Origin of the sequence: Mesorhizobium sp. M1D.F.Ca.ET.043.01.1.1 (assembly GCF_003952385.1) — a bacterium.
GTDB lineage: Bacteria > Pseudomonadota > Alphaproteobacteria > Rhizobiales > Rhizobiaceae > Mesorhizobium.
Map to the genome: position 1 here is coordinate 7,015,115 of NZ_CP034444.1, position 21,600 is coordinate 7,036,714.

Consider the following 21,600-nt stretch of genomic DNA (forward strand, 5'->3'; position numbering starts at 1 on the left):
CTAATGCCAACTTGGTTACTACCACGCTCAAATGAACGCTCCGCCCAACATCTTCGCCTTGCAGGCGCTGGCCCCAACCGAAACGGCCGCCCTCCGACCGCTCGACGTGGCGGTGCTCGTGCTTTCTGGCTTTTCGCACCTCGCGCTTCACGCCTATATCGAGCCGTTGCGCATGGCCAACGCTATCGCGGGGGTGTCGTTGTTTCGCTGGTCGATCATCGGCACGAGTAAGCAGCCCGTCGAAGGGACCAACGGACTTGCAATGGCAGTCGACACCTCGATGGACGAACTTTCAGCAGGCATGGGCGATCGAAGAGCCGATCAGGTCGTCCTTATTGCAGGTGAGCCCGTGGAAAGGCAGCTTTCGCCGCAACTCAATACTTTTCTGCGCGCCATTGCCCGGCGTGGGATACCGATTTCGGCCATAGGCACCGGAACTTGGCTGCTCGCCCAGACTGGTCTCTTGGCAGACACGCGATGCACGATCCACTGGTCGCGGCTCGCCGCGTTTTCCGAAGTGTTTCACACGTCCCGGATCCGGGATTCCTTATTCGTCAAGGACGGGCAGTATTCAACATGTGCCGGCGAACTGGCGGCGTTCGATCTCGCGGTGGACCTCATCGGCAGCCACGCTGGGGGCTTCATTGCGCAGGAGGTTTGCCGCCATGCGACAGTGGAAGGTCAACGTTCGGGTTCAAAGCGTCAGACAGGGCCATCGCGACTGGCGTTTGCCGGAGTGAGCCCCAAGCTGGAGTTAGCGATGCGGACCATGGAGGAGAATGTCGAGTTTCCGTTGTCACTCGGCGAGGTGGCTCAGCGGGTAGGGATCTCTCGCCGCCAACTTGAGCGGCTGTTTGCTGCCCATATAGGAATAACCCCCGTTCGTCATTATCTCCGAATCAGGGTCGAGCACGCAAAACGGCTGATCGAGGGTACGCGGATGCCGATCATTGATATCGCAATGGCCTGCGGATTCATATCGGCCTCGCATTTCGCAAAGAGCTTTCGAGACTTCAACGGCATCTCCCCGCAGAAATGCCGGGCAAAGGTTCCGTCATGGGTTGGACCGGGGTTGGGGTACACCTGACATGATATGCCACGTAATAAATACCAAGTTAAGCCGCCAGGAGCCAGGCGCACCTTGCGCTCGCGCATGAGAGGTCATGACGCCTAGGCCCGCGCGGCCGTGGTTATGCCGGCTAACAATGGCAGCGAAAGGCCAAGTAGGCTACCATGACGGATGAAATCGCAGCGGCTAACACGGCCGTCTACAAGGCCCTCAATTAGATGGTTTTCGAGCGGCATGCGGTTCTTTCCTTCATGGGCTTCGGCATCCAGCCGCCGTCCCCCGACGGGGCGCTCTCCATCTCCAGCAATTACGGCAACGATGGGCGGCGGCTTCTGGTGGACGGGCTGTTCGATGCTCTGGCGATCGCCTCGCTGGTGATCGGCGTCAACCTGGTTGCCGATGGCGTCCACGGAGCGTTCAATGACTGACAGGAACGCGCTCGAGCTCAAGGATCTATCGGTCGCCTATCGCGTCGGCGGCCGCAACCGCGCGGTGCTGCGCAACGTCAACCTCACCATCAAGCCGGGCGAGGCGTACGGGCTGGTCGGCGAATCCGGCTGCGGCAAGTCCACGGTGGCGCTGTCGGTGGTGCGCTATTTGCCGCGCAACGGTTCGATCACCGGCGGCTCGATCGCGCTCGACGGCGAGGATGTGATGAAGCTCGATGCCGAGGCGCTGGGGCGCGCCCGCGCGGAAAGCGTCTCCATGGTCTATCAGGACCCGGGCAAGGCCCTGAACCCGTCGCTGCGCATCGGCCGCCAGCTCACCGCGATCTTCGAGCTGGCCTGCGTTTCGGGACAAGCGGCGAGCGATAAGGCGATCGCGATGCTGAACCTGGTGCGCAGCTCCGATCCGGCCAGCGTCATGCAGCGCTATCCTCACCAGTTGTCAGGCGGCATGCAGCAGCGCGTGGCGATCGCCATGCCTTGGCAAACGATCTGTCGATGCTGATCCTCGACGAGGTCGTGCGAGATGAAGATGTAGCTGACGTCCTGCTTCGACTGCAGGTCGGCCAGGAGGTTGAGGATCGCCGCCTGGACCGAGACGGCGCTCATCATCTATCGGCAACGTCGCGATCACACATGTCTCATCGTGAAGAACAAGGTCGGTCAAAACCCCCGCCGGAGTATCGTAGGCGATACCCTTGATCTCATCTCGGTAATGGTCCACCGGATCTGTCCATCCGCGCCATCCTCAATCGCGCGGGCAAGAGGACAGGGCAGGACAAGCTGGACGCATAGTAAAGTTGTGCAGTCTTAGCACCACCCACAATATCGCGCCGTACCGCGAGAACGCGCGAAGTGCGGTTGAGCAACTTTTCAACGGAACCGCGGGAATTCTCCGAGGTCAGCTTTGTCGACAGCTCGTTGCCTAGTCTACCGCGGCACGTTCGCAGCGGGTTAACTTGTGCGAAGGGGCACCCTGGATCACTCACATTTCGCACGAGAAATGATGTCATTCGGCCTGGCGCTGATGCGTGGCGGTCACAGCGTTCGATGCACATCATGCGTACCGGTTGAGTAGTATATCGCACCCGTGTCATTGCCGTACGCGTTCTTTCTCATCACTGTCTGAGGCCGATCGCACACCCAGCAGAAGCTTTTTCAATGTCGCAACTCCGAAGATGGAGATTTTTCAGATGCCAGCGGAAACAGAAACACTTATCTCACCTGATTTGCTAGAATTCCAATTACGATCTCACCCGAACCGGGCTACACGCAAGGCAGCCTGGGCTATGAATACCGGCACACATATTCCAGTGACCCATGGTTGATTAGAGACAACAGTTTCATGACTTCACAAGTTGCAGTGGTAGTCGCTAGCCTGAAAGGAAGCAGCCATGAGTCTCAAAAGCAATGGTATCGGTACGCAGGACCGCAGCGGCCTACATACTTTCAACACAGCTCAGGGAAGACGTACCCGCATAGAAGTCACGCATGATGTGAGATCGACTTTACATTAGATGACAAGCAGCCGATTTATTCGTTAGCAGCACTCTACCAGATTCTGCCCGAACGCTCAACAACTGCTGCTTGGCCCGGGATGCGAGTTATTCACTGTTGCGAGGTAAGCGAGCGCGACATGGAGGATCGAACGACACGTTGAGGGGAGAAAGTTCGGCTCTCCACCGAGGTGGGACGGCGCCAAAACGCCCTATCCAGGACCTGAGTTCAGTCTATACCCGGTTTATCGACCGCGACGAAGTGCAAAACCTTCGCTCGGGTGCTGCCGAATACGGGTCCGACGGGCACAGAACCAATAAGCAAGTCGGTCGCGCAGTTCTGGCTTCGCCGCTGGAAGCTTGAGCGATCAAGGCAGCAGAAAAGGACACCCAAGGGATGCTAGACGCACAGTCCACATGGCAAAATTTTGTCTTCTACCTCTTGCCCACCTTTTCGCTCCAGGCCCTCTCGTCAGCACTGGAAGCATTGAGGCTCGCCAACGAAGTGGTGGGGCGGGACGTTTATAGGTGGCAAGTGATTTCGGACGACGGGCAACCTGCGGCCTCGAGTTGCGGTTTATCGGTTTGCGTCGATTCTTCGTTGGCCTTCGAACGTGAACGGGCTCGGCGTTCGATGTCACCGCCGACTGTCGTCGTCGTGGGCGGTCGCAACGCTCCTAGTATGCACAGACAGCTTGATGCATGGCTACGAGAGTGTCGCAACCGCCGCGGCAGCCTCGTAGGCATAAGTGGCGGTACTATCGCGCTCGCTCGAGTAGGAGTTGCAGAAGGGCGACGTTGCGCAGTGCACTGGGAGCAATTCCCTCTGTTCTCCGAGCGGTTCCCACTTGTGCTAGCCACTCAAACCGCCTTTGAACGGGACGGAGACCTATACACTTGCGCGGGCGGTGACGCCCCCTTCGACATGTTTTTGGATTTGGTCGGCGGCCATCATGGGACGATCGTTGCCAACCGTGTTTGCGAAAAAGCCATCGCGTTCAGGACCCGTTCCGCAGGTGATCGCCAACGTCTACCGCTTCATTCTCGAGTGCAACTAAACCATCAGACGGTCATCAAGGTCATTGAGTTGATGGAAGCAAACCTCACGGAACCATTGCTGCTAGATGATATTGTGCGGTCGGCGGGCCTGTCCCGCCGTCAAATCGAGCGGCTGTTTAGGCGCGAACTGGGATGTTCACCAAGTCGGTATTATTTGGATCTTCGTCTAGAACGTGCTCACTTGCTACTCATCAGTTCGCGACTGCCGGTCCTTGAAATTGCGATTGCATGTGGCTTTGTCTCTGCATCGCACTTCTCGAAAGCATACCGGGAGGCGTACGGGTCCGCCCCGCATCATTCACGATTTCCAGTTTGCCAACAAAGAAAAATAAGATCCCGCGGCCCAGATGATATGAGAAGCCTCCAAATCGATCGGCGGCTAAGTAACGAAATAATGCCCAATTAACTTCGGTGGTTGCCGCCCATGTGATCGAGTGCGGTCTTCTGTCAGGCCTCATTGGTGCGGCACTTTCAAAAGCCGCGGGCCCGTATGGTGATCTGCGTAACGGGTCCAAATCCGCCAAACGAGCTCTACGCTCCCAGTTAATTTCTGGTCTTCCCGGTCCAGATCGCTTCGATCATTTTGCCCATTCAGGTCATCGACCCTCACACCTCCTTACCAGTCGGTCCCGGGGCAGTGACCATTTCCGCCGTCATCCACACGCCGAATGAGCTCGCCTCCGTCGGTCGTTTCCCACTCCCGGCCGCGCGAACCGCCTGGGCGAACGGCCCGGCCGCTTCATGGCGCAAAACGGCTGCGCTGGGCGAGGTTCACCTAACCAACGCTGTCTCGACTTCGCGCAGCGCCGAGAGACGTGGCCGGCCAAACCGAGACCGTTTGCGCAGAGCGGATTTGCCTGCGCATGGGTTGCCGTTCTCGAACGCCTCGTCTCAGAGATCGCTAGGCTGTCCTTGCACAATCGAGAATGCCGTCCCCAAATTGCTTGCCCGCATCGTGGCGCCCTTCGGCGGACAGGTGTTTTTGCGCTGTTCAGTCGTCACTGAGCTCGGCGGCGAGCGCAAGCGCCTCAGCCACGCCCGCGCTTCTTATTTTCAACTTTGGACAAGGCATTCCGAAGAAAAACTTTCCGTTTGCGAGGCGATCTTCGGCAGCACTTCCTCCCGCAACGTCGATAAACTCCGGGGAATCGTACTTACGGCGTCAGGATCTGGAACCACAGGGGCAGCGTCGGCGATCATCGAGGTCGACGTTAGGCGCTTGTTTAAATGGAGAGACGCGGTACCCGGACGATGGTCAGCAGCAGGCCTATAGCAAATTAATGGCTTGAGGCAGTGCGGTTAATAATTGAAGAGGAGGGTTAATGGCTACGCGAGTTGGTGTTGATGTGGGTGGAACATTCACGGATTTGATCTTCTACGACGACACCACGGGTGAAGTCTGGCCCGCCAAAGTTTCGACAACGTCCGCCGATCCCGTTGAAGGGGTGGCCTCAGCAATCGCGGAGGCGATTCCGCCTCGCGCTATGAGCGAAGCTGCATTCTTTATTCACGCGACGACCGTTCCGCTCAACGCTTTGCTTGAACGGAAGGGCCCCAAGATGGCTCTCCTCTGCACACGGGGCTTTCGAGATGTTCTCGAGTCACGTCGGGGAGATCGTGGGGACGCGTACAACCTATTCTGGAATCCCCCTTCGCCTTTAGTGTCCAGGCGGCTGCGAATCCCGATCACGGAACGCATCACTGCCGACGGGGCAATCCTAACTCACCTTGACGAGAAGGACGTCTTCGAAGCTGCAAAAGCGCTCGAGGCAGAAGGTATTGAATCGGTCGCGATCTCATTCCTTCACTCCTATGTGAATCCCGCACATGAAATTGCGGCAGCAAAAGCGTTGCGGGAAGCGGGGTATCGTGGGGAACTTTCGCTCTCGCACGAGGTCTCCGGCGAATATCGTGAGTACGAGCGCACCTCCACCACGGTTGTTGATGCATTCGTGCGGCCGCGTATGGCCAATTATCTTAAGTCGCTCGGAGAACGGGTGAGAGCGACGGGATTCAGGGGAAAGATGCTGGTCACTCGCTCTGGCGGGGGAGCGATGACCTTCGAGGAGGCCGGACGACGACCGGTCGAGACGGTTCTGTCTGGACCAGCTGCTGGAGCCGAGGGCGCCGCGGAGCTTGCACGACGGCTTGGCCTAGGCGATGCCATTTCGATAGATGTAGGTGGAACGAGCTTCGACACTTGCTTCATCAGAGGCGATCGGCCACCCCTTATGTACGAGGGCAGTGTTGTTGGCCTCCCTGTACAGGTCCCGTGGGTGGACCTTCGCACCATCGGGGCGGGCGGCGGATCGATCGCGTACGTTGACCGCGGGGGGCTCATGAAAGTCGGGCCCCGGAGTGCTGGTGCGCAGCCGGGGCCTGCGTGCTATGACCGAGGTGGCACGGCAGCAACGGTAACAGACGCCGCACTGGTCCTCGGAATGCTTGGTCAAGCGAAGCTTTCGACTGGGCTGATGCTTAAACGCGAGAAGGCAGAGGCGTCGCTCCTTGAGCTCGCAAGGGAATTGGGTCTCAACGACATCAAGCAGACGGCACGCGGGATCCTGACTATTGTGACTTCAAATATGGCCAATGCCATCAGGGAGATCACGATCGAGCAAGGTCATGATCCACGCTCAGCCTCGATCATCGCTTTCGGGGGGGCGGGGCCTCTGTTTGCAACGCTTATTGCCCGAGAGCTGGGAATCCGAGAGATAGTGGTCCCGCCCCATGCTGGAAACTTTTCTGCATGGGGCCTTTTGGGTGCCGATATCACGCGCACAGCTGCGCGGACCCGTATCCTCAAGCTAACAGATACGAGTCTTCCTGAAATTAATCGCGCACTTGCTGCCTCTTTCGAAACGCTTGGCTCGGACGCCGTTGAGGGAAGCATCACGGACAGCCAGGACAACGAGGTTGCCCTCGACCTTCGCTTCGTCGGACAAGAGCACTCGCTAACGGTTCCTGTTCCGTTTCGCGATGGAGAAGTCCGTGCTTCGATCGACCAGATTCGTAAACTATTCGTCGCCGAGTACACTAAGACCTTTGGCCATGCACTGGAGGATGACCTAGAGGTCGTCGTCATGCGGGCCACGGCTCGGACGCCACTCCCGCCGAGGACTGAAAAAGCGGTTCCGGGGGCGTCACTGAGGCCACCGGAGACGTTCGACGCCTACTCTTTCACGGAAGATGCGGTGCTGCCGTTTCAGATAGTGCCGCGGACGTCCTTATCTGCAGGCGACGCGATCACGGGCCCGGCGATCGTCCTTGAACAAACCGCGACAACTTACCTGGATGTCGGATTTTCTCTTCGCGTTGGTGACGAAGGGTCGCTTTTGCTTACTGATAAGAGGACACGGTCATGACGGAGCAGCGTTCAGCGATGAAGAAAGCGACACAGGCCATGATTGAAGACGTTGATCCGATTACAACAGAAATCATCAGACACACTCTAAATTCAGTAGCTGAGCAGATGAAGCGGACACTAATCCGCACTGCATTCTCCCCTGTAATCTATGAAGTTCTTGACTTCGCGGTTTCGATTTACGATCGGAAGGTACGATTGCTGGCCCAAGCACCGACACTGCCGATCTTCATGGGAACGTTGAGCTTTTGTGTCGAGGCCGCCGTCAAAGGCGTCGGAGGGGAAAGGGCACTCGAACCTGGCGACATTCTCTACATAAACCTGCCATACGCAACGGGAACTCATCCGCAGGACGCGGCTCTCATTATGCCGGTCTTTGCAGGTAGCGACGAGCTGATCGGATACGCTGCCGTGAAGGCTCACCTCCTCGACGTGGGGGGGAAAGAACCGTACTCGACGGATACGGTTGACCTTTTCCAAGAGGGGACAATTTTTCCCGGCGTCAAACTGTATAGGCGGGGGGAGCGCGTCCTGGACATATATCGTACCCTGCTTGCAAATTCACGCATGCCCATCGCCATCGGCGGCGACGTCGAAGCTATGGTGGCGTCCCTCAGAGTCGGGGCAGTTGGCATGAGGGACGTGGTAGAGCGGCATGGCGGTGAGCGCTTCTCCGGGGCCGTTGAGCGAATGCTAGATCATGGCGAAGCGCTTGTGCGTAGCTACCTACAGGAAATTCCAGACGGCCGTTACTCTGCCTTTGGACGGATGGACAGCGACGGGATCAGCGATGAAGAGATCGAGTTTGAGGTGATCGTCGAGATCGCTGGCTCGAGTGTTACGGTCGATTATTCCAATGCTCCTGAAGCTCGAGGGGGACCGATCAATTGCCCGCGCCCCGACACTGTCTCAGCCACTTCCGTCGCGATTATGATGCTGGCAGGGAGCGGCGACCAGCCGAACCAAGGGCACTTCCGCCCAATAGAGGTCATTACGCGACCCGGATCAATGTTTGAACCGCTCCCCCCTTCTCCATGCTTCCTGGTCGGTTGGGCGACTCTGCAGGCGATGGAAGTTATCTACAAGGCGCTCGCCACTGCGCTGCCGGAGCGGGTCCCGGCGAGTAGTGGGGGCTGTATTCTTACGGTGGTACCCTGGGGGCTTCGGTCAGGCACGCGTGAACCATGGGCAGACGCCTTTGTATGCCCAGTTGGACAGGGAGCTCATGCCGCCGGAGACGGCGCAAACAGTTTGATGCACATCTCGGAGACTTCGACACGCTTTCCTTCTGCTGAGGTCTGGGAAGCGAGAAATCCCTGGCTTTTTGAGAAGGTTGAACTAGCACAGGATTCCGGTGGCGCTGGTCGCTATCGCGGCGGTCTTGGCCTTGACATCAGCTTTCGAGCACTTGAGGACTCGTGGGTTACAAGCGTGATCGAGCGGACGAAGAACCCGCCTTGGGGTCTCGCAGGCGGGGACAAGGGGCGGCCAAACCGCGCAGTGCTACGCCTACCGGACGGACGAACTAAGGAGATTGGAAAGGCGACGCGCGTAGAGGTTCCGAAGAACGCGGTTTTCGAAATCCAATGTGGGGGTGGAGGAGGATATGGACCGGCATCGGAGCGGGAAGCGGAGGCTGTTAGGGTCGATGTAAGAGAGGGTTACATCAGCGATGGTCATGCGCGAAGACACTATGGGCATATCTTGCCCGCCTAGCACAACACGGCGAGGTTTTTGAGAGGGACGCAAGGAATGCGTTGGCCTTTCCTGCCCAAGTACTGGTATCGACAGTAACGCATCGCGACCAGAGCTGTAATGCAGATAAATGATAATTTCTCAAGCAAAGCTCTAAGCAATGCCTTCAATGCGACGAGGTAACGCGCTACTGGCGAGCCTTTTTTGAAGCGATGGGAATACAGACTTAAACCTAACCTGATGGGAGTGAGGTAGGAGCGATGAAAAAGAGCGAAAAAGAGCTGTGGGAACTGAGAGTAGCCAATGCACAACGCAACGTGATCAACCGGCGACGATTCCACTCGATGGCTGGCGGGCTCGTTGCACTGTCGCTGGGAGGATTGGGATCGGCATGGGCCAGCGGCGAGGCCTCGGTCAAGCAACTGACCAGCGGCACCATCACGTTAGGCGGTTGGCCCGACTGGATTGGAAAGGACAACATTCCCGACTTTCGGAAGGCATATCCTGACGCGGACGTGCGATTGGCGTCAATCCCTGGCGAGGAGGACCGGATCGCAAAGCTCGCGACGGATCCCGCGGCGGTGGACATAATGTTGCTCGTCGAGAACGACGTTCAGCGCCTCATCGACTTGGGCGTGTCGGCTCCAGTTGATCTGGGCGCAGTGCCGAACTACGCCAACATCGACGAGGCCTTTAAAGTCGGCTATGCGGCGGCATCGCAGCCCCGCTGCGTCACGACTGACTACGGCAAAACGGGATTCGGCTACCGCCGCGACATCGTCAAAGAGGATTTGAAATCGTGGGCCGATGTCTGGAAGGTAGCAGAGAAATATAAGGGCAAGATCACGTTCCTCAACCAGCCGCAATTTGTCATCGGGACAGGGCTCATCGTCAACGGCGACTCGATTTCGTCGACGGACGGCAGCACTGTGAGGCGCGCCGCCGACAAGATCATCGAGATTAAGCCCTATTTGAAGCGGTTCGTGGACACGGACATTTCGAGGGGGTTGGTCGACGGTTCAGTTGCGATCGCGATGAGCTGGGACTATGATATTTATTTGGCCCAACAGGAGAATGAGAACATCGTTTGGGTCGCGCCCGAGGACGGCATATACGGCTATCTCGATGTCTGGGCTCCCGTCAACACGTCCGAGCGGCTGCCAGTTGTCTGGAAGTTCTTCGACTTCTTCTTTCAGCCGCGCCAATATGGAAACTTCGTCAACACGCTGGGGACCGCGTCCTGCATGGAGGCTAGCAAGCCGTTCATTGACAAGCGGATGGCGAATTCGGAAATACTCAATCCGCCCAAGGAAGTGCTCAAGCGGGTGCAGTATCCGAAACCACTGGGGGAGGGTCAACGGATCTGGGATCGCGAATGGCTGCGTATTCAAGCCGCCTGACATCGAACGAGGATTCCGCGAATGGGAAAACGTCCAGACCGAACAACGCCCAACGAGTATGCTGATGCTCCTGTGGGCAGGGAAATATCGTCTTTGGCGCGTTGGCGAAACTTGCTGCCACGCTCAGCTCGGTCTGGATTTTCGATGAAGCGGCCGCAACTCTCCGGCTTGTCGCGCGGCTTGGTTTCCTTGCCAAACCTGGTCTGGGTACTGTTGTTCTTCCTCGTACCTAGTGCGCTGATGATCCTGTATTCGTTCGCTACGCAGGATACATTGACTGCCAAGATATCCTTTGGCTGGACTTTGGAAAGTTACGAGCGGTTTAACGACTCGATCATTTTGCAGGCCCTGGTTCGGTCTCTCTGGATCTCCGGGGCTGCAACGTTTATTTGCCTGTTGATGGCATATCCGCTGGCATATTTTCTCGCTTTTCGAGCAGGCCGGTTCAAGCCGTACCTTGTAACGCTGGTAATAATCCCCTTCCTCACCTCATTCGTTATTCGAACTTATGCTTGGGTGGGCATTCTCGATACTAACGGGATTTTAAATGATGCCCTCATCTCACTTGGAGTGCTGGATCGACCTTTAGACCTACTTTTCAGCCCTTCTGCTATTATCATAGGCATCGTTTACAACTATCTCCCGCTAATGGTTCTGACCCTCTTCGTAGTTCTGGATCGTATACATCCTCATGTGCTTGAAGCAGCGCGGGACCTAGGCGCGAGCAGCATATCCACTTTCCGCAGGGTCGTTTACCCTCAAGGCTTACCGGGGATGATCGCGGGAATCATCGTAGTGGGAGCGCCTGCCACCGGTGAGTACGTCATTCCCACCATTCTCGGTGGCGGCAAGACTCTTATGTACGGCAACGTTATCGCCAACCAGTTCGGTCGCAGCTTCGAATGGCCCTACGGCGCAGCGCTCTCGGTCATCCTGGTAGGCCTACTCTTAGCCGCGATTGGACTCTGCATAAGGGTCGTCGGGCGCATCGAGCTTGAGAGGATGCCGTTGTGACCCGTGCGCTGCGACAGGTACCCCTCTACAGCTTCGTGATCCTAGTCTACATGTTCCTGTTCGTTCCCATTGTTCTTGTCATTGCGAACTCCGTTAACGGCGATGCCAACATGGCAGAGTGGGGAGGGTTGACAACTCGCTGGTTCAAGCAAATGTTTGAGGACGACGTGGTCCTCGAGGCGATCCGCAACAGCCTCCTCATCGCGACAGCCACTACAGCGATCTCGACCGCAACCGGAACACTAGCCGCGATCGGGCTCCGGCGTGCGGGTTGGACCGTCCGCGCAGTCACCAACGCCTCGACTTACTCGCGGCTGCTTATGCCAGAACTCGTTCTCGTAGTTGGCTTGCTTGTGACGTTCCAGGCAGTGAACTGGCCACGCGGGTTTGGCACCGTCGTCGTTGGACACGCCAGCCTCTACACTGCTTATGTGATCATGATCGTGAGCGCTCGGTTGGCACGCCGCGACCCATATATCGAGGAGGCTGCCCGTGACTTGGGCGCAACCGCCGCGCGTGCCCTGATTCGGGTGACTCTTCCGGAGGCAATGCCCGCGATTCTGACCGCTAGCCTGCTGGTGTTCGCGTTTTCCATGGACAACGTCATTACGTCTCTCTTCCTTTCCTCTGACCTTAACACGCTACCGCTTGTGCTCTTCTCGTTGATGCGCACGAAAATCACCCCTGAGGTGAACGCGATTGCGACATTCATGATTGCGCTTTCGACGCTGGTCATCCTGCTTGGCCTATCTGCCTACTATTGGCTGCGCTCCGCGCGGAGGCGCCGGAGTATGGGTCGCGATCAGGGGGCCAGGTCATGAGTACAGTGAGCGCCCGCACAAACGCCGGGGCCGTCGTCCAAGCTCCTGCTGTTTCCAGGCAGGACTTCCTCGAACTCCGCGGCCTGTCTAAGTCGTTTGGCTCTGCGCACGCGATCGACGCAGTCGACCTGTCGCTCGCGCAGGGGGAGTTCTTCTCAATACTGGGTCCCAGCGGGTGCGGAAAGACAACGACGCTGCGCCTCATCGCTGGCTTCGAACGACCGCGGAGCGGGCGGATCCTCCTTGAGGGGCGCGACATCACAGACCAACCACCCGAAAAGCGACCGATCAATACCGTCTTCCAGAGCTACGCGCTTTTCGCGCATCTCGACGTTGCAGAGAACGTTGCCTTCGGACTGCGAGAGGACGGGGTGCCCAAGAAAGAGCGGCTTGAACGGGTAAACGAGGCCCTCTCGCTGGTACGGCTGGAGGAATTTGCATCGCGACGCCCGAACGAGCTCTCGGGCGGTCAGCAACAGCGCGTTGCGCTAGCGCGCGCCGTTGTGAAGCGTCCGCGCATCCTGCTGCTCGACGAGCCGCTCGGGGCACTCGATCTGCAACTGCGCAAGACTATGCAGATAGAGCTTAAGGCGCTCCAGGAGCGGCTCGGGATGACATTTGTCTACGTAACCCACGATCAAGAGGAAGCCTTGACCATGTCCGATCGGATCGCGGTGATGCGAGGTGGACGTGTATGCCAACTGGGATCCCCGGAGGACATCTACGACCGCCCAACAACTCGCTACGTAGCCGACTTTATCGGCGCGTCAAACTGCCTCCCAGTAACTGTTGCGCATGGAACACGCGAATACTCCACCGCGAACGGCATGCGAGGCCCGCTACCGGATGTTCCTGACCTCCCTCAGGGTGAACGAGCGTATCTCGTCATCCGACCTGAATGTTGCCAACTTGAGCCGGCCGCGGGTACGGGTCTGCTGGGGAGCGTGACCGAGGTACTATTCAAGGGGATGTATCGCTCTTACCACGTGCGCATTGAGGACGGTACGACCTTCACAGTTGCGGACCCCCACCGGCCCAGCGAGTCTCGACCATGGACCGTAGGCGATCAGGTGAGAGTGAGTTGGCCCGTTAATGAGTCTTGGTTGGCCACTGATTAGTCGTGATCGGCGAGGGTGCTGTCGACGCAGCAAGGCCATAGACGCGAGCTATCGCGCCTGATGTCGAAGTGAACTCCAGATAAGAGGCGGAGCAAAATGCCAGTTGTGACGATTCAGATCGTCTCGTTGATGCGCACGAAAATCACCCCTGAGGTGAACGCGATTGCGACATTCATGATTGCGCTTTCGACGCTGGTCATCCTGCTTGGCCTATCTGCCTACTATTGGCTGCGCTCCGCGCGGAGGCGCCGGAGTATGGGTCGCGATCAGGGGGCCAGGTCATGAGTACAGTGAGCGCCCGCACAAACGCCGGGGCCGTCGTCCAAGCTCCTGCTGTTTCCAGGCAGGACTTCCTCGAACTCCGCGGCCTGTCTAAGTCGTTTGGCTCTGCGCACGCGATCGACGCAGTCGACCTGTCGCTCGCGCAGGGGGAGTTCTTCTCAATACTGGGTCCCAGCGGGTGCGGAAAGACAACGACGCTGCGCCTCATCGCTGGCTTCGAACGACCGCGGAGCGGGCGGATCCTCCTTGAGGGGCGCGACATCACAGACCAACCACCCGAAAAGCGACCGATCAATACCGTCTTCCAGAGCTACGCGCTTTTCGCGCATCTCGACGTTGCAGAGAACGTTGCCTTCGGACTGCGAGAGGACGGGGTGCCCAAGAAAGAGCGGCTTGAACGGGTAAACGAGGCCCTCTCGCTGGTACGGCTGGAGGAATTTGCATCGCGACGCCCGAACGAGCTCTCGGGCGGTCAGCAACAGCGCGTTGCGCTAGCGCGCGCCGTTGTGAAGCGTCCGCGCATCCTGCTGCTCGACGAGCCGCTCGGGGCACTCGATCTGCAACTGCGCAAGACTATGCAGATAGAGCTTAAGGCGCTCCAGGAGCGGCTCGGGATGACATTTGTCTACGTAACCCACGATCAAGAGGAAGCCTTGACCATGTCCGATCGGATCGCGGTGATGCGAGGTGGACGTGTATGCCAACTGGGATCCCCGGAGGACATCTACGACCGCCCAACAACTCGCTACGTAGCCGACTTTATCGGCGCGTCAAACTGCCTCCCAGTAACTGTTGCGCATGGAACACGCGAATACTCCACCGCGAACGGCATGCGAGGCCCGCTACCGGATGTTCCTGACCTCCCTCAGGGTGAACGAGCGTATCTCGTCATCCGACCTGAATGTTGCCAACTTGAGCCGGCCGCGGGTACGGGTCTGCTGGGGAGCGTGACCGAGGTACTATTCAAGGGGATGTATCGCTCTTACCACGTGCGCATTGAGGACGGTACGACCTTCACAGTTGCGGACCCCCACCGGCCCAGCGAGTCTCGACCATGGACCGTAGGCGATCAGGTGAGAGTGAGTTGGCCCGTTAATGAGTCTTGGTTGGCCACTGATTAGTCGTGATCGGCGAGGGTGCTGTCGACGCAGCAAGGCCATAGACGCGAGTGGAGCTGATTGCATCGTGTTAACGCACTGCGCGGCGCTGCTTAGGTCGTTCAAATCTAGAAGCTGATCTCAGCCGGCGCACGTTCAGAGGCGCACGTACCGCCGCCAGGGTGATCATCGTTCACACAGTCGCCTTTGCCCTTGCCCCTTCGCCTCCCAAGGCAATCAGGCTGCCGTCGAGCAAGTCTCGGCGGCAGCCGCCCCGGGGTGTCGGCAGAAATGAGCATGGCCTATTGATTTCCAGATCCATGTTTTCCAGGTGACTAAGCGGTACGCCAATGCACCTTGCAATGAGCCGATGAAATGGTGCTTTCGCGCCATGACATTGGATCCTTCAGGGAGCGATTTGGTCGCATCAATAATGCCCTGATCCTGCCCCGCTGCATGGGCAATTGCGGCAGGGAATTTCGGGCTGACGTCTACCAAATCTTGAAAGGTTCGGCCGATGGGCACGGTGGTGAGCGCGGACGCAGATGCAGTTTCGTCCGCGACGTTCGCTCCTCTTAAGAACGCAACGTTTCGTGCAGTTTGGCTCGCCGCGCAGGTGTCAAGCCTGGGTTGGCTTTTTCAGACCGTGGCGGTCAGCTGGCTCATGGCAACCACATCGAGGTCAGACGTGATGGTAGCGCTCGTGCAGGCTTCCACGACGCTGCCGGTCTTCCTGTTGTCGATCTTTGCCGGCGCTATTGCCGACAATTTCAGCCGTCGTCACGTCATGGCGATCGGCTGGTGCGTGATAGCATTGTCATCGATCATGCTGACCGTCCTTGTGGGGCTCGGAATTAACAATCCATGGATGATCCTGGCATGCAGCTGTCTTGCCGGATGCGGTGCCGCCTTCACCGATCCGGCCTGGCACGCGTCGGTCGGCGACATTCTTCGAAAGCGCGAAGTTCCCGCTGCCGTCACACTAATCTTGGGTGGCTACAATGCAATGCAGAGCATCGGGCCGGCGGTCGGCGGCATCATTGTCGCCTTTTTCGGACCGCTGACTGCATTTGCCCTCGCGACGCTGACCTATTTCGCGATGCTATGGGTCATAGCTCTCCGCAAATGGAGCGGTCGTTCTTCGCCCCTTCCGCGTGAGCCGTTGACCACGGCAATTCATGACGGGGCGCGCTTCACGGCGCTGTCGGGAGAGATCAAGGCTGCGATCGCGCGCGGAACTCTTTTCGGACTGACAAGCATTTCCATCCTGGCGCTGCTGCCTCTCGTCGCGCGCGATCAACTGGGGGGAGGACCTATCGTCTACGGTGTCCTGATGGCCGGGTTTGGCGCCGGTGCCCTGTGCGCGGGCATCTCCAACAATGCGTTGAGACGGCAGCTGTCGCAGGAGCGGCTGACCACGCTGGCATGCATTTCCTGCGCCGCCTGCTGCCTGGCTCTTGCTTTCACGCCTTCGATCGCGGTGGCGACGATTGCCTTGACCCTCGGCGGGGCAGGATGGGTCGTCACCTGGACCGGGCTTGACGTCAGCGTGCAACTGTCGAGCCCACGATGGGTCGTCGGGCGTACGCTCTCGATCTACTCTGCGCTTGCGTCAGGCGGCGTTGCGGCCGGAAGCTGGCTGTGGGGCGTGGTGGCTGAAAACTATTCCCTCACGCTGGCGCTGGAGAGTTCCGCCGGCGCCCTGCTGCTGGTTGCCGCCACCGGACTCCTGTTGCCAATCCGTCAATGGAAGGAGTCCGATCAGGATTCGCTTGATTTCGAGACCCCGCAACTCGCCCTCGACCTGAAGTCGAGGAGCGGTCCGATCGTGATCAAGATCGAGTACGCCATCCCGGAAGCGAACCTCGAGGAATTTCTCGATCAGATGCGAGAACGGCGTCGCGTGCAAAGCCGCGCAGGCGCCAGGCACTGGAATCTTCAGAGGGATCTGCAGGAGCCATTGAATTGGACGGAGACATTCCGCACGCCGACCTGGATGGACTATCTTCGCCTCAACCATCGCCTCACGTCGGTGGACAAGGAACTGGACCAGCGCCTTCGCGAATTGCATGCCGGCCAGCTCCCCCCGCGCACAAGGCTTGCCATGGAGCGCCCGACTGGGGCGCCCCACAAGCGCGAACATCCAACGAGTTTCTTTTTTCGGCGCTAATGGTGTCAATAATCGGCGCTTTGTGCCATTTTCGTCTGAAAACGGGATGATAGATCAAAGCAGTCTTGCGGGCTCAGCTGGAGCCAAATGATGCTGTTGGCGCGCTCCCGCGGCCTTACATGTGTACGCTCGTCTAACTTGACGATTGTTTTTTTAGCACGACGGCACAACCTCAAACTGTCGTTGCCGAAGTCATCACAGTGGATCGCTCGGCCGGTTGCTTATTCCATTTCCCGCAGCCTCAGTTCCCATCTCCGACGCGGTTGACCGCCTGGAAAAGCCAATGTCACATTAAGCGCATGACGGTGGTGTTTCTCAACCCGGAGGGCCGCCGGACACCGTATGCGATTGTCCGTCCCCGAGCAGATGGTCCACGACAGAGGTAGCAGCGCCAGGATCGAATCCTGATTTCCGAAAACAGTTTCGTGCGCCATTGCCATCTCGATCTCTCCCGACAGTTAGGACGGGCACCGTCCCGGTTCTCAGCCGGGTGCCGTCCGCGACATTAGCTCACTGCTCACGCGGACATTCTGTTCGTCCTTCGCCGTCCGGGTCACGACATAGGTAAAGTACTTTTCTACACCAAACGCGGTGCCAAGAAACGTTTCAACTATTTCATTGTATCTTTCCATGTTTTCCACAATAAACTTAAGATGATAATCAAAAGATCCAGTTACCTCATAACATTCTACTACTTCTGGAATGTCGCGCACTTGGCGCTCAAATTTCGCGTAAGTCTCACGGTTTTGCCTGGTCATTACCACGTGGGCCAAAACGATCTGAATAGTCTGCAGTTTTTCAATTGCTATTTCTGCCGTATAGCGGCGTATTATTCCCGCTTTCTCAAGCTTCTTAACTCGTTGCCAGCAAGGCGAAACGGAAATGCCGACAATGTCGGCGAGCCGCTTCACGGGAAGACGCCCATCATCCTGGAGCGCCTCAAGGATACGATAGTCGATGCGGTCGAGCTTATTCATGTGTCATCTCTTCTTGAAGCGACCCCAAACGTGATGCCGCATGCCGCTCCGGCTTCCGCCATTGCCCGTTGGACGGGCTCGTCCATCTAGCAACGACGCATCGTCCTATGCCAGTTCAGGTGTAGCAACAATTGCGGAGAGATTACAGCACTTCGAAGGTTCGGAATTGGTTGGGTCGAGCCCAGCAGTCTGCCTTGAAAAGGCTGCGGTCTGAAATCGGCTTGTAACATAGCCTTGCATCATTCGCGGACGCATCGCGCTGCGGTCCAAAGCAGGAAGATCAGTGTTCTACCAATCCGTGCTGGCTGGCCGCACGGGGCCGCCAGAAACTTCCGCCACTAGGAGAATGGAGCGGTTACGCGCGCGGCCCATTGATAGTGTCCCACTGAGTGGTGTAGCTGGCGGCGATGGTCGCCGTGTTTTCCGGCAGTGCCGGGCTGATCAGCGCGCCACAGCGGGCAGGCTGATGAGAGGATCATCGCTCAAATGTCCGACGCTTTCCAGCGTCATGTAGCGAGCGCGTTGGACTGCCCACTCATCGTGCTGTTCGAGCAGCAAGGCACCGACAAGGCGCACGATGGCGTCGTCGTTCGGGAAGATGCCGACGACGTCGGTTCGCCGTTTGATCTCGCCGTTGAGCCGCTCGATCGGATTCGTAACCGGTATGAAGATCTCGGTGCCGATGACCGGCTGCGGTTTCCAGGATCGCGGCGTATGGTGCGACCATCCGGGACGGAGGCACCGGGAGCACGAAGGTGCGGGCAGGCCGATCCACACGATGAGCCGAGAGCTCGTGTTAGTAGCTGGCCGCCTCTGCGACTCGCCCGGTTGCGCCGTGAGCGCGAATCCGTAGTTGTCGTGTCGCCCGCCGCTCCCGTCGTTTCGCTCTGACAGGAGGCGCATATGCGACGCGTGATTGGAATGGACATCCACCGAACCTTTGGGGAGGTGGTTTTCTGGGAAGATGGCAGACTTCGACATGGAGGGCGGGTCGACATGACCCGAACGGCGCTGGAGGGCTTTGGTAAGAGCCTTCTGGCGACAGACGAGGTGATAATCGAGGCGACCGGTAACTGCATGGCGGTGTCACGGGTGTTGTCACCCTTCGTGAAGCGGGTGGTCATCGCCAACCCACTTCAGGTGAAGGCGATCGCCCATGCCCATGTGAAGACTGACAAGGTCGACGCGGGCACTCTGGCCAGCCTGTACGCCGCAGGCTATCTGCCGGAGATCTGGACGCCGGATGCCGCCACCGAGCGAATGCGCAGGCTGGTCGCACACCGCTACCAGGTTGTGCGGCATCGAACACGGATCAAAAACGAGGTGCATGCGATCCTTCATGCACATCTGATCCCGAAGTGTCCGCACGCCGATCTGTTCAACGTCCGCGGCCGCGCCTGGCTGGCGCGCCAACCATTGCCCGACGATGAGCGGTTCGCGATCGAGCGGCATGTGCGCGAACTCGATCGGCTTGCCGAGGACTTGGCGACCCTCGACCGGGAGATTGCCGAGACCACGCTGGACGATCCAGCGATCAGGCGTCTGCTCACCATCACCGGCGTCAACCTGGCCGTGGCAGCGGGGCTGATGGCGGCGATCGGCGACATCGCTCGCTTCAAGAGCCCTCAGAAGCTGGTCAGCTATTTCGGCCTCAATCCGCGTGTGCATCAGTCGAGCCTCGGCGCCGCCCATCATGGCCGGATCAGCAAGGTCGGACGCAGCCACGCCCGCGCGATGCTGGTGGAGGCCGCCTGGGCGGCCGCTAAGGCCCCGGGTCCGCTGCATGCGTTCTTCGTCCGTATCCGGGCCAGGCGCGGCCATCAGGTTGCCGCAGTCGCTGTCGCGCGCAAGCTGACGGTTCTATGCTGGCATCTGCTGACGAAGGAGGAGGACTACCTCTGGGCGCGACCAAGTCTCGTCGCCCACAAGGTGCGCAGCATGGAATTGCAAGCCGGCAAGCCGCAGAAGAAAGGCAACAGTCGCGGACCCGCGTATGCCTACAATGTCAGGGAACTCCGGAACCAGGAGATGCGCGTAGCCGAACAGGCCCAGAAGGGCTACGAACACTTTGTCGAGGCTTGGCGCCCGCGCCCGCCAAAGGAAAGGGCGCGCGGGCGCCTCAATCCGGCAAGGCATGAATAAGGCTGCCCGGCGGCGCTTTCAGCCGATGCGCCACGCTTCGCCACGAGGTCGCCCGCGCCGTTGAAGAATACCACGACCGGAAAGAAAGCGCTTGTCGATCTCATCCGTGGAGTGCAGCTTTGCCGATGTTCCTTCGGGAAGGTCATGTAAGCGAGCACGTCCGGCTCGGCGTCGTCGAGGATGGCGGCCAACTCGGCACCTTCGGGCGGATCTGGTTTGCGAGCCGCGACGCTCTCGAGCACCGGCTCGCGAGGTATGTCGAAATCGCTGCCAGAAACTGTCCGTCGCTGCAGCGGAAAAGGGTCACACTGCATACCTTGCGTCATACCGCGGCAATGCGACTGCTGCGTGCCGGCGTCGACACCTCGGTGATCGCGCTGTGGCTTGGCCACGAACAGATCGACACCACCCACATCTACTTGCACGCCGATCTGGAGCTTAAAGAACGCACCCTGGCGAAAACCACGCCGGCCAACACGGCGCCAGGACGCTACAGACCGCCCGACAAGCTTCTCGCTTTCCTCGAGGCGCTGGATTATGCCGACCCCATCGCAGCGATCACCGCTTCCGAAGCCGACATCCACCCCCAAGGTCGGCATAATCCAGACATCGGCATAATGGACCCGGCAGCGCTGCCCAGGTAGCAGAGAGCACCTTGGTGACGGCGGCCTTCAAGCCTTCCTGAGCATCGGGAGACGACCAGTTTCACACCGCGCAGGCCGCGCCGGGTGAGCTTGCGCAGGAACGCCGTCCAGATCGGCTCGGCCTCCGACGTGCCGATCTCCATGCCCAGAACCTCGCGGCGGCCATCGGTGTTGACGCCGACCGCGAGGATGACGGCGACCGAGACGATGCGTCCGCCGCGGCGCACCTTGAGGTAGGTCGCGTCGATCCACAGATACGGCCAGTCGCCCTCAATGGGGCGATCGAGGAACGCCTTCACCTTGCCGTCGATTTCTTCGCACAGGCGGCTGACTTGGCTCTTCGAGATGCCGCTCATGCCCATCACCTTGACCAGGTCGTCGACGGAGCGCGTCGAGATGCCGTGAACGTAGGCCTCCTGGATGACCGCCGTCAGCGCCTTCTCGGCCGTGCGGCGCCGCTCCAGGAAACCTGGGAAGTAGGAACTCTTCCTGAGCTTGGGGATGCGCAGTTCGATCTTGCCGGCCCGCGCCTCCCAGTCCCTGTCGCGATAGCCGTTGCGCTGGGCGGTGCACAGCGGCGACTTCTCGCCATAGGGGGCGCCAGTCGCGGCACCCACCTCCATCTCCATCAGTCTCTCGGCGGCAAAGCCGATCATCTCGCGCAGGAGATCAGCGTCAGGGTCTTCTCCACCAGCGCGCGCAGGTTCATCATGTCGTCGGTCATCGGTGATCCTTCCCGTCAGGTGTTGGCTTCGACAACCAGACCCTACCGGAAAGCGCCGATGACCACCGCCCTGCCCACCTAC

The 21,600-nt window shown here is 58.9% G+C and carries 12 protein-coding genes and 6 pseudogenes; 14 read left to right on the forward strand and 4 right to left on the reverse strand.

Features of this window, described 5'->3' with window-relative positions:
- The first annotated feature begins 31 nt into the window (after nt 1-31).
- From EJ067_RS33810 to EJ067_RS33875, 12 genes and pseudogenes are all read left to right on the forward strand, one after another.
- A complete protein-coding gene (locus EJ067_RS33810; protein WP_126089370.1) occupies nt 32-1,087 on the forward strand; it encodes a GlxA family transcriptional regulator in 1,056 nt (351 codons plus the stop codon).
- Nucleotides 1,088-1,311: 224 nt separating this feature from the next.
- Nucleotides 1,312-1,497: pseudogene (locus EJ067_RS33820) on the forward strand (ABC transporter permease); the annotation flags it as partial.
- Nucleotides 1,490-2,079, forward strand: a pseudogene (locus EJ067_RS33825) (ATP-binding cassette domain-containing protein); the annotation flags it as partial. The pseudogenes EJ067_RS33820 and EJ067_RS33825, both read left to right, overlap by 8 nt.
- A gap of 1,329 nt (nt 2,080-3,408) precedes the next feature.
- Nucleotides 3,409-4,476 carry a GlxA family transcriptional regulator gene (locus tag EJ067_RS33835; protein WP_126089372.1) on the forward strand — a complete coding sequence of 356 codons (1,068 nt, stop codon included), beginning with the start codon at nt 3,409-3,411 and terminating at the stop codon, nt 4,474-4,476.
- A 916-nt stretch (nt 4,477-5,392) separates the two neighbouring features.
- Nucleotides 5,393-7,435 (forward strand): hydantoinase/oxoprolinase family protein, encoded by a 2,043-nt coding sequence (locus EJ067_RS33840; RefSeq protein WP_126089373.1) that lies wholly within the window; start codon nt 5,393-5,395, stop codon nt 7,433-7,435.
- 17 nt (nt 7,436-7,452) lie between these two features.
- The gene (locus EJ067_RS33845) at nt 7,453-9,150 is read left to right on the forward strand and encodes a hydantoinase B/oxoprolinase family protein (protein WP_245468112.1); all 1,698 of its coding nucleotides are present in this window, start codon (nt 7,453-7,455) and stop codon (nt 9,148-9,150) included.
- Nucleotides 9,151-9,389: 239 nt separating this feature from the next.
- Nucleotides 9,390-10,529: an extracellular solute-binding protein gene (locus EJ067_RS33850; RefSeq protein ID WP_126089374.1), complete on the forward strand. Its 1,140-nt coding sequence runs from the start codon at nt 9,390-9,392 to the stop codon at nt 10,527-10,529.
- Nucleotides 10,530-10,673: 144 nt separating this feature from the next.
- Nucleotides 10,674-11,543, forward strand: a complete 870-nt coding sequence (locus EJ067_RS33855) for an ABC transporter permease (protein ID WP_189510257.1) — start codon at nt 10,674-10,676, stop codon at nt 11,541-11,543.
- On the forward strand, nt 11,540-12,364 hold the full coding sequence (locus EJ067_RS33860) for an ABC transporter permease (RefSeq protein ID WP_126089376.1): 825 nt from the start codon (nt 11,540-11,542) through the stop codon (nt 12,362-12,364). The genes EJ067_RS33855 and EJ067_RS33860 overlap by 4 nt, the downstream gene beginning before the upstream one ends.
- Nucleotides 12,361-13,482, forward strand: a complete 1,122-nt coding sequence (locus tag EJ067_RS33865) for an ABC transporter ATP-binding protein (RefSeq protein WP_126089377.1) — start codon at nt 12,361-12,363, stop codon at nt 13,480-13,482. The genes EJ067_RS33860 and EJ067_RS33865 overlap by 4 nt, the downstream gene beginning before the upstream one ends.
- A 281-nt stretch (nt 13,483-13,763) precedes the next feature.
- Nucleotides 13,764-14,885, forward strand: a complete 1,122-nt coding sequence (locus EJ067_RS33870; protein WP_126089377.1) for an ABC transporter ATP-binding protein — start codon at nt 13,764-13,766, stop codon at nt 14,883-14,885.
- Between the two features lie 493 nt (nt 14,886-15,378).
- Nucleotides 15,379-17,031, forward strand: coding sequence for an MFS transporter (locus EJ067_RS33875; RefSeq protein ID WP_126089378.1), 1,653 nt, complete (start codon nt 15,379-15,381; stop codon nt 17,029-17,031).
- 482 nt (nt 17,032-17,513) lie between these two features.
- On the opposite strand, the gene EJ067_RS33880 is transcribed toward EJ067_RS33875, so the two are convergent.
- Complete coding sequence (locus EJ067_RS33880; RefSeq protein WP_126089379.1) at nt 17,514-18,008, reverse strand: Lrp/AsnC family transcriptional regulator; 495 nt, start codon at nt 18,006-18,008, stop codon at nt 17,514-17,516.
- A gap of 441 nt (nt 18,009-18,449) precedes the next feature.
- A pseudogene (locus EJ067_RS33885) lies at nt 18,450-18,665 on the reverse strand (transposase); the annotation flags it as partial.
- A gap of 264 nt (nt 18,666-18,929) precedes the next feature.
- Here EJ067_RS33885 and EJ067_RS33890 point away from each other — a divergent pair.
- Nucleotides 18,930-20,150 carry an IS110 family transposase gene (locus EJ067_RS33890; protein ID WP_189510857.1) on the forward strand — a complete coding sequence of 407 codons (1,221 nt, stop codon included), beginning with the start codon at nt 18,930-18,932 and terminating at the stop codon, nt 20,148-20,150.
- Nucleotides 20,151-20,240: 90 nt separating this feature from the next.
- On the opposite strand, the pseudogene EJ067_RS35875 reads toward EJ067_RS33890, so the two are convergent.
- Nucleotides 20,241-20,373, reverse strand: a pseudogene (locus EJ067_RS35875) (IS256 family transposase); the annotation flags it as partial.
- Here EJ067_RS35875 and EJ067_RS35880 point away from each other — a divergent pair.
- Nucleotides 20,360-20,521, forward strand: a pseudogene (locus EJ067_RS35880) (tyrosine-type recombinase/integrase); the annotation flags it as partial. The pseudogenes EJ067_RS35875 and EJ067_RS35880 overlap by 14 nt on opposite strands.
- Before the next feature lie 243 nt (nt 20,522-20,764).
- Here EJ067_RS35880 and EJ067_RS33905 read toward each other — a convergent pair.
- Nucleotides 20,765-21,518, reverse strand: a pseudogene (locus EJ067_RS33905) (IS256 family transposase); the annotation flags it as partial.
- Nucleotides 21,519-21,600 lie beyond the last annotated feature (82 nt).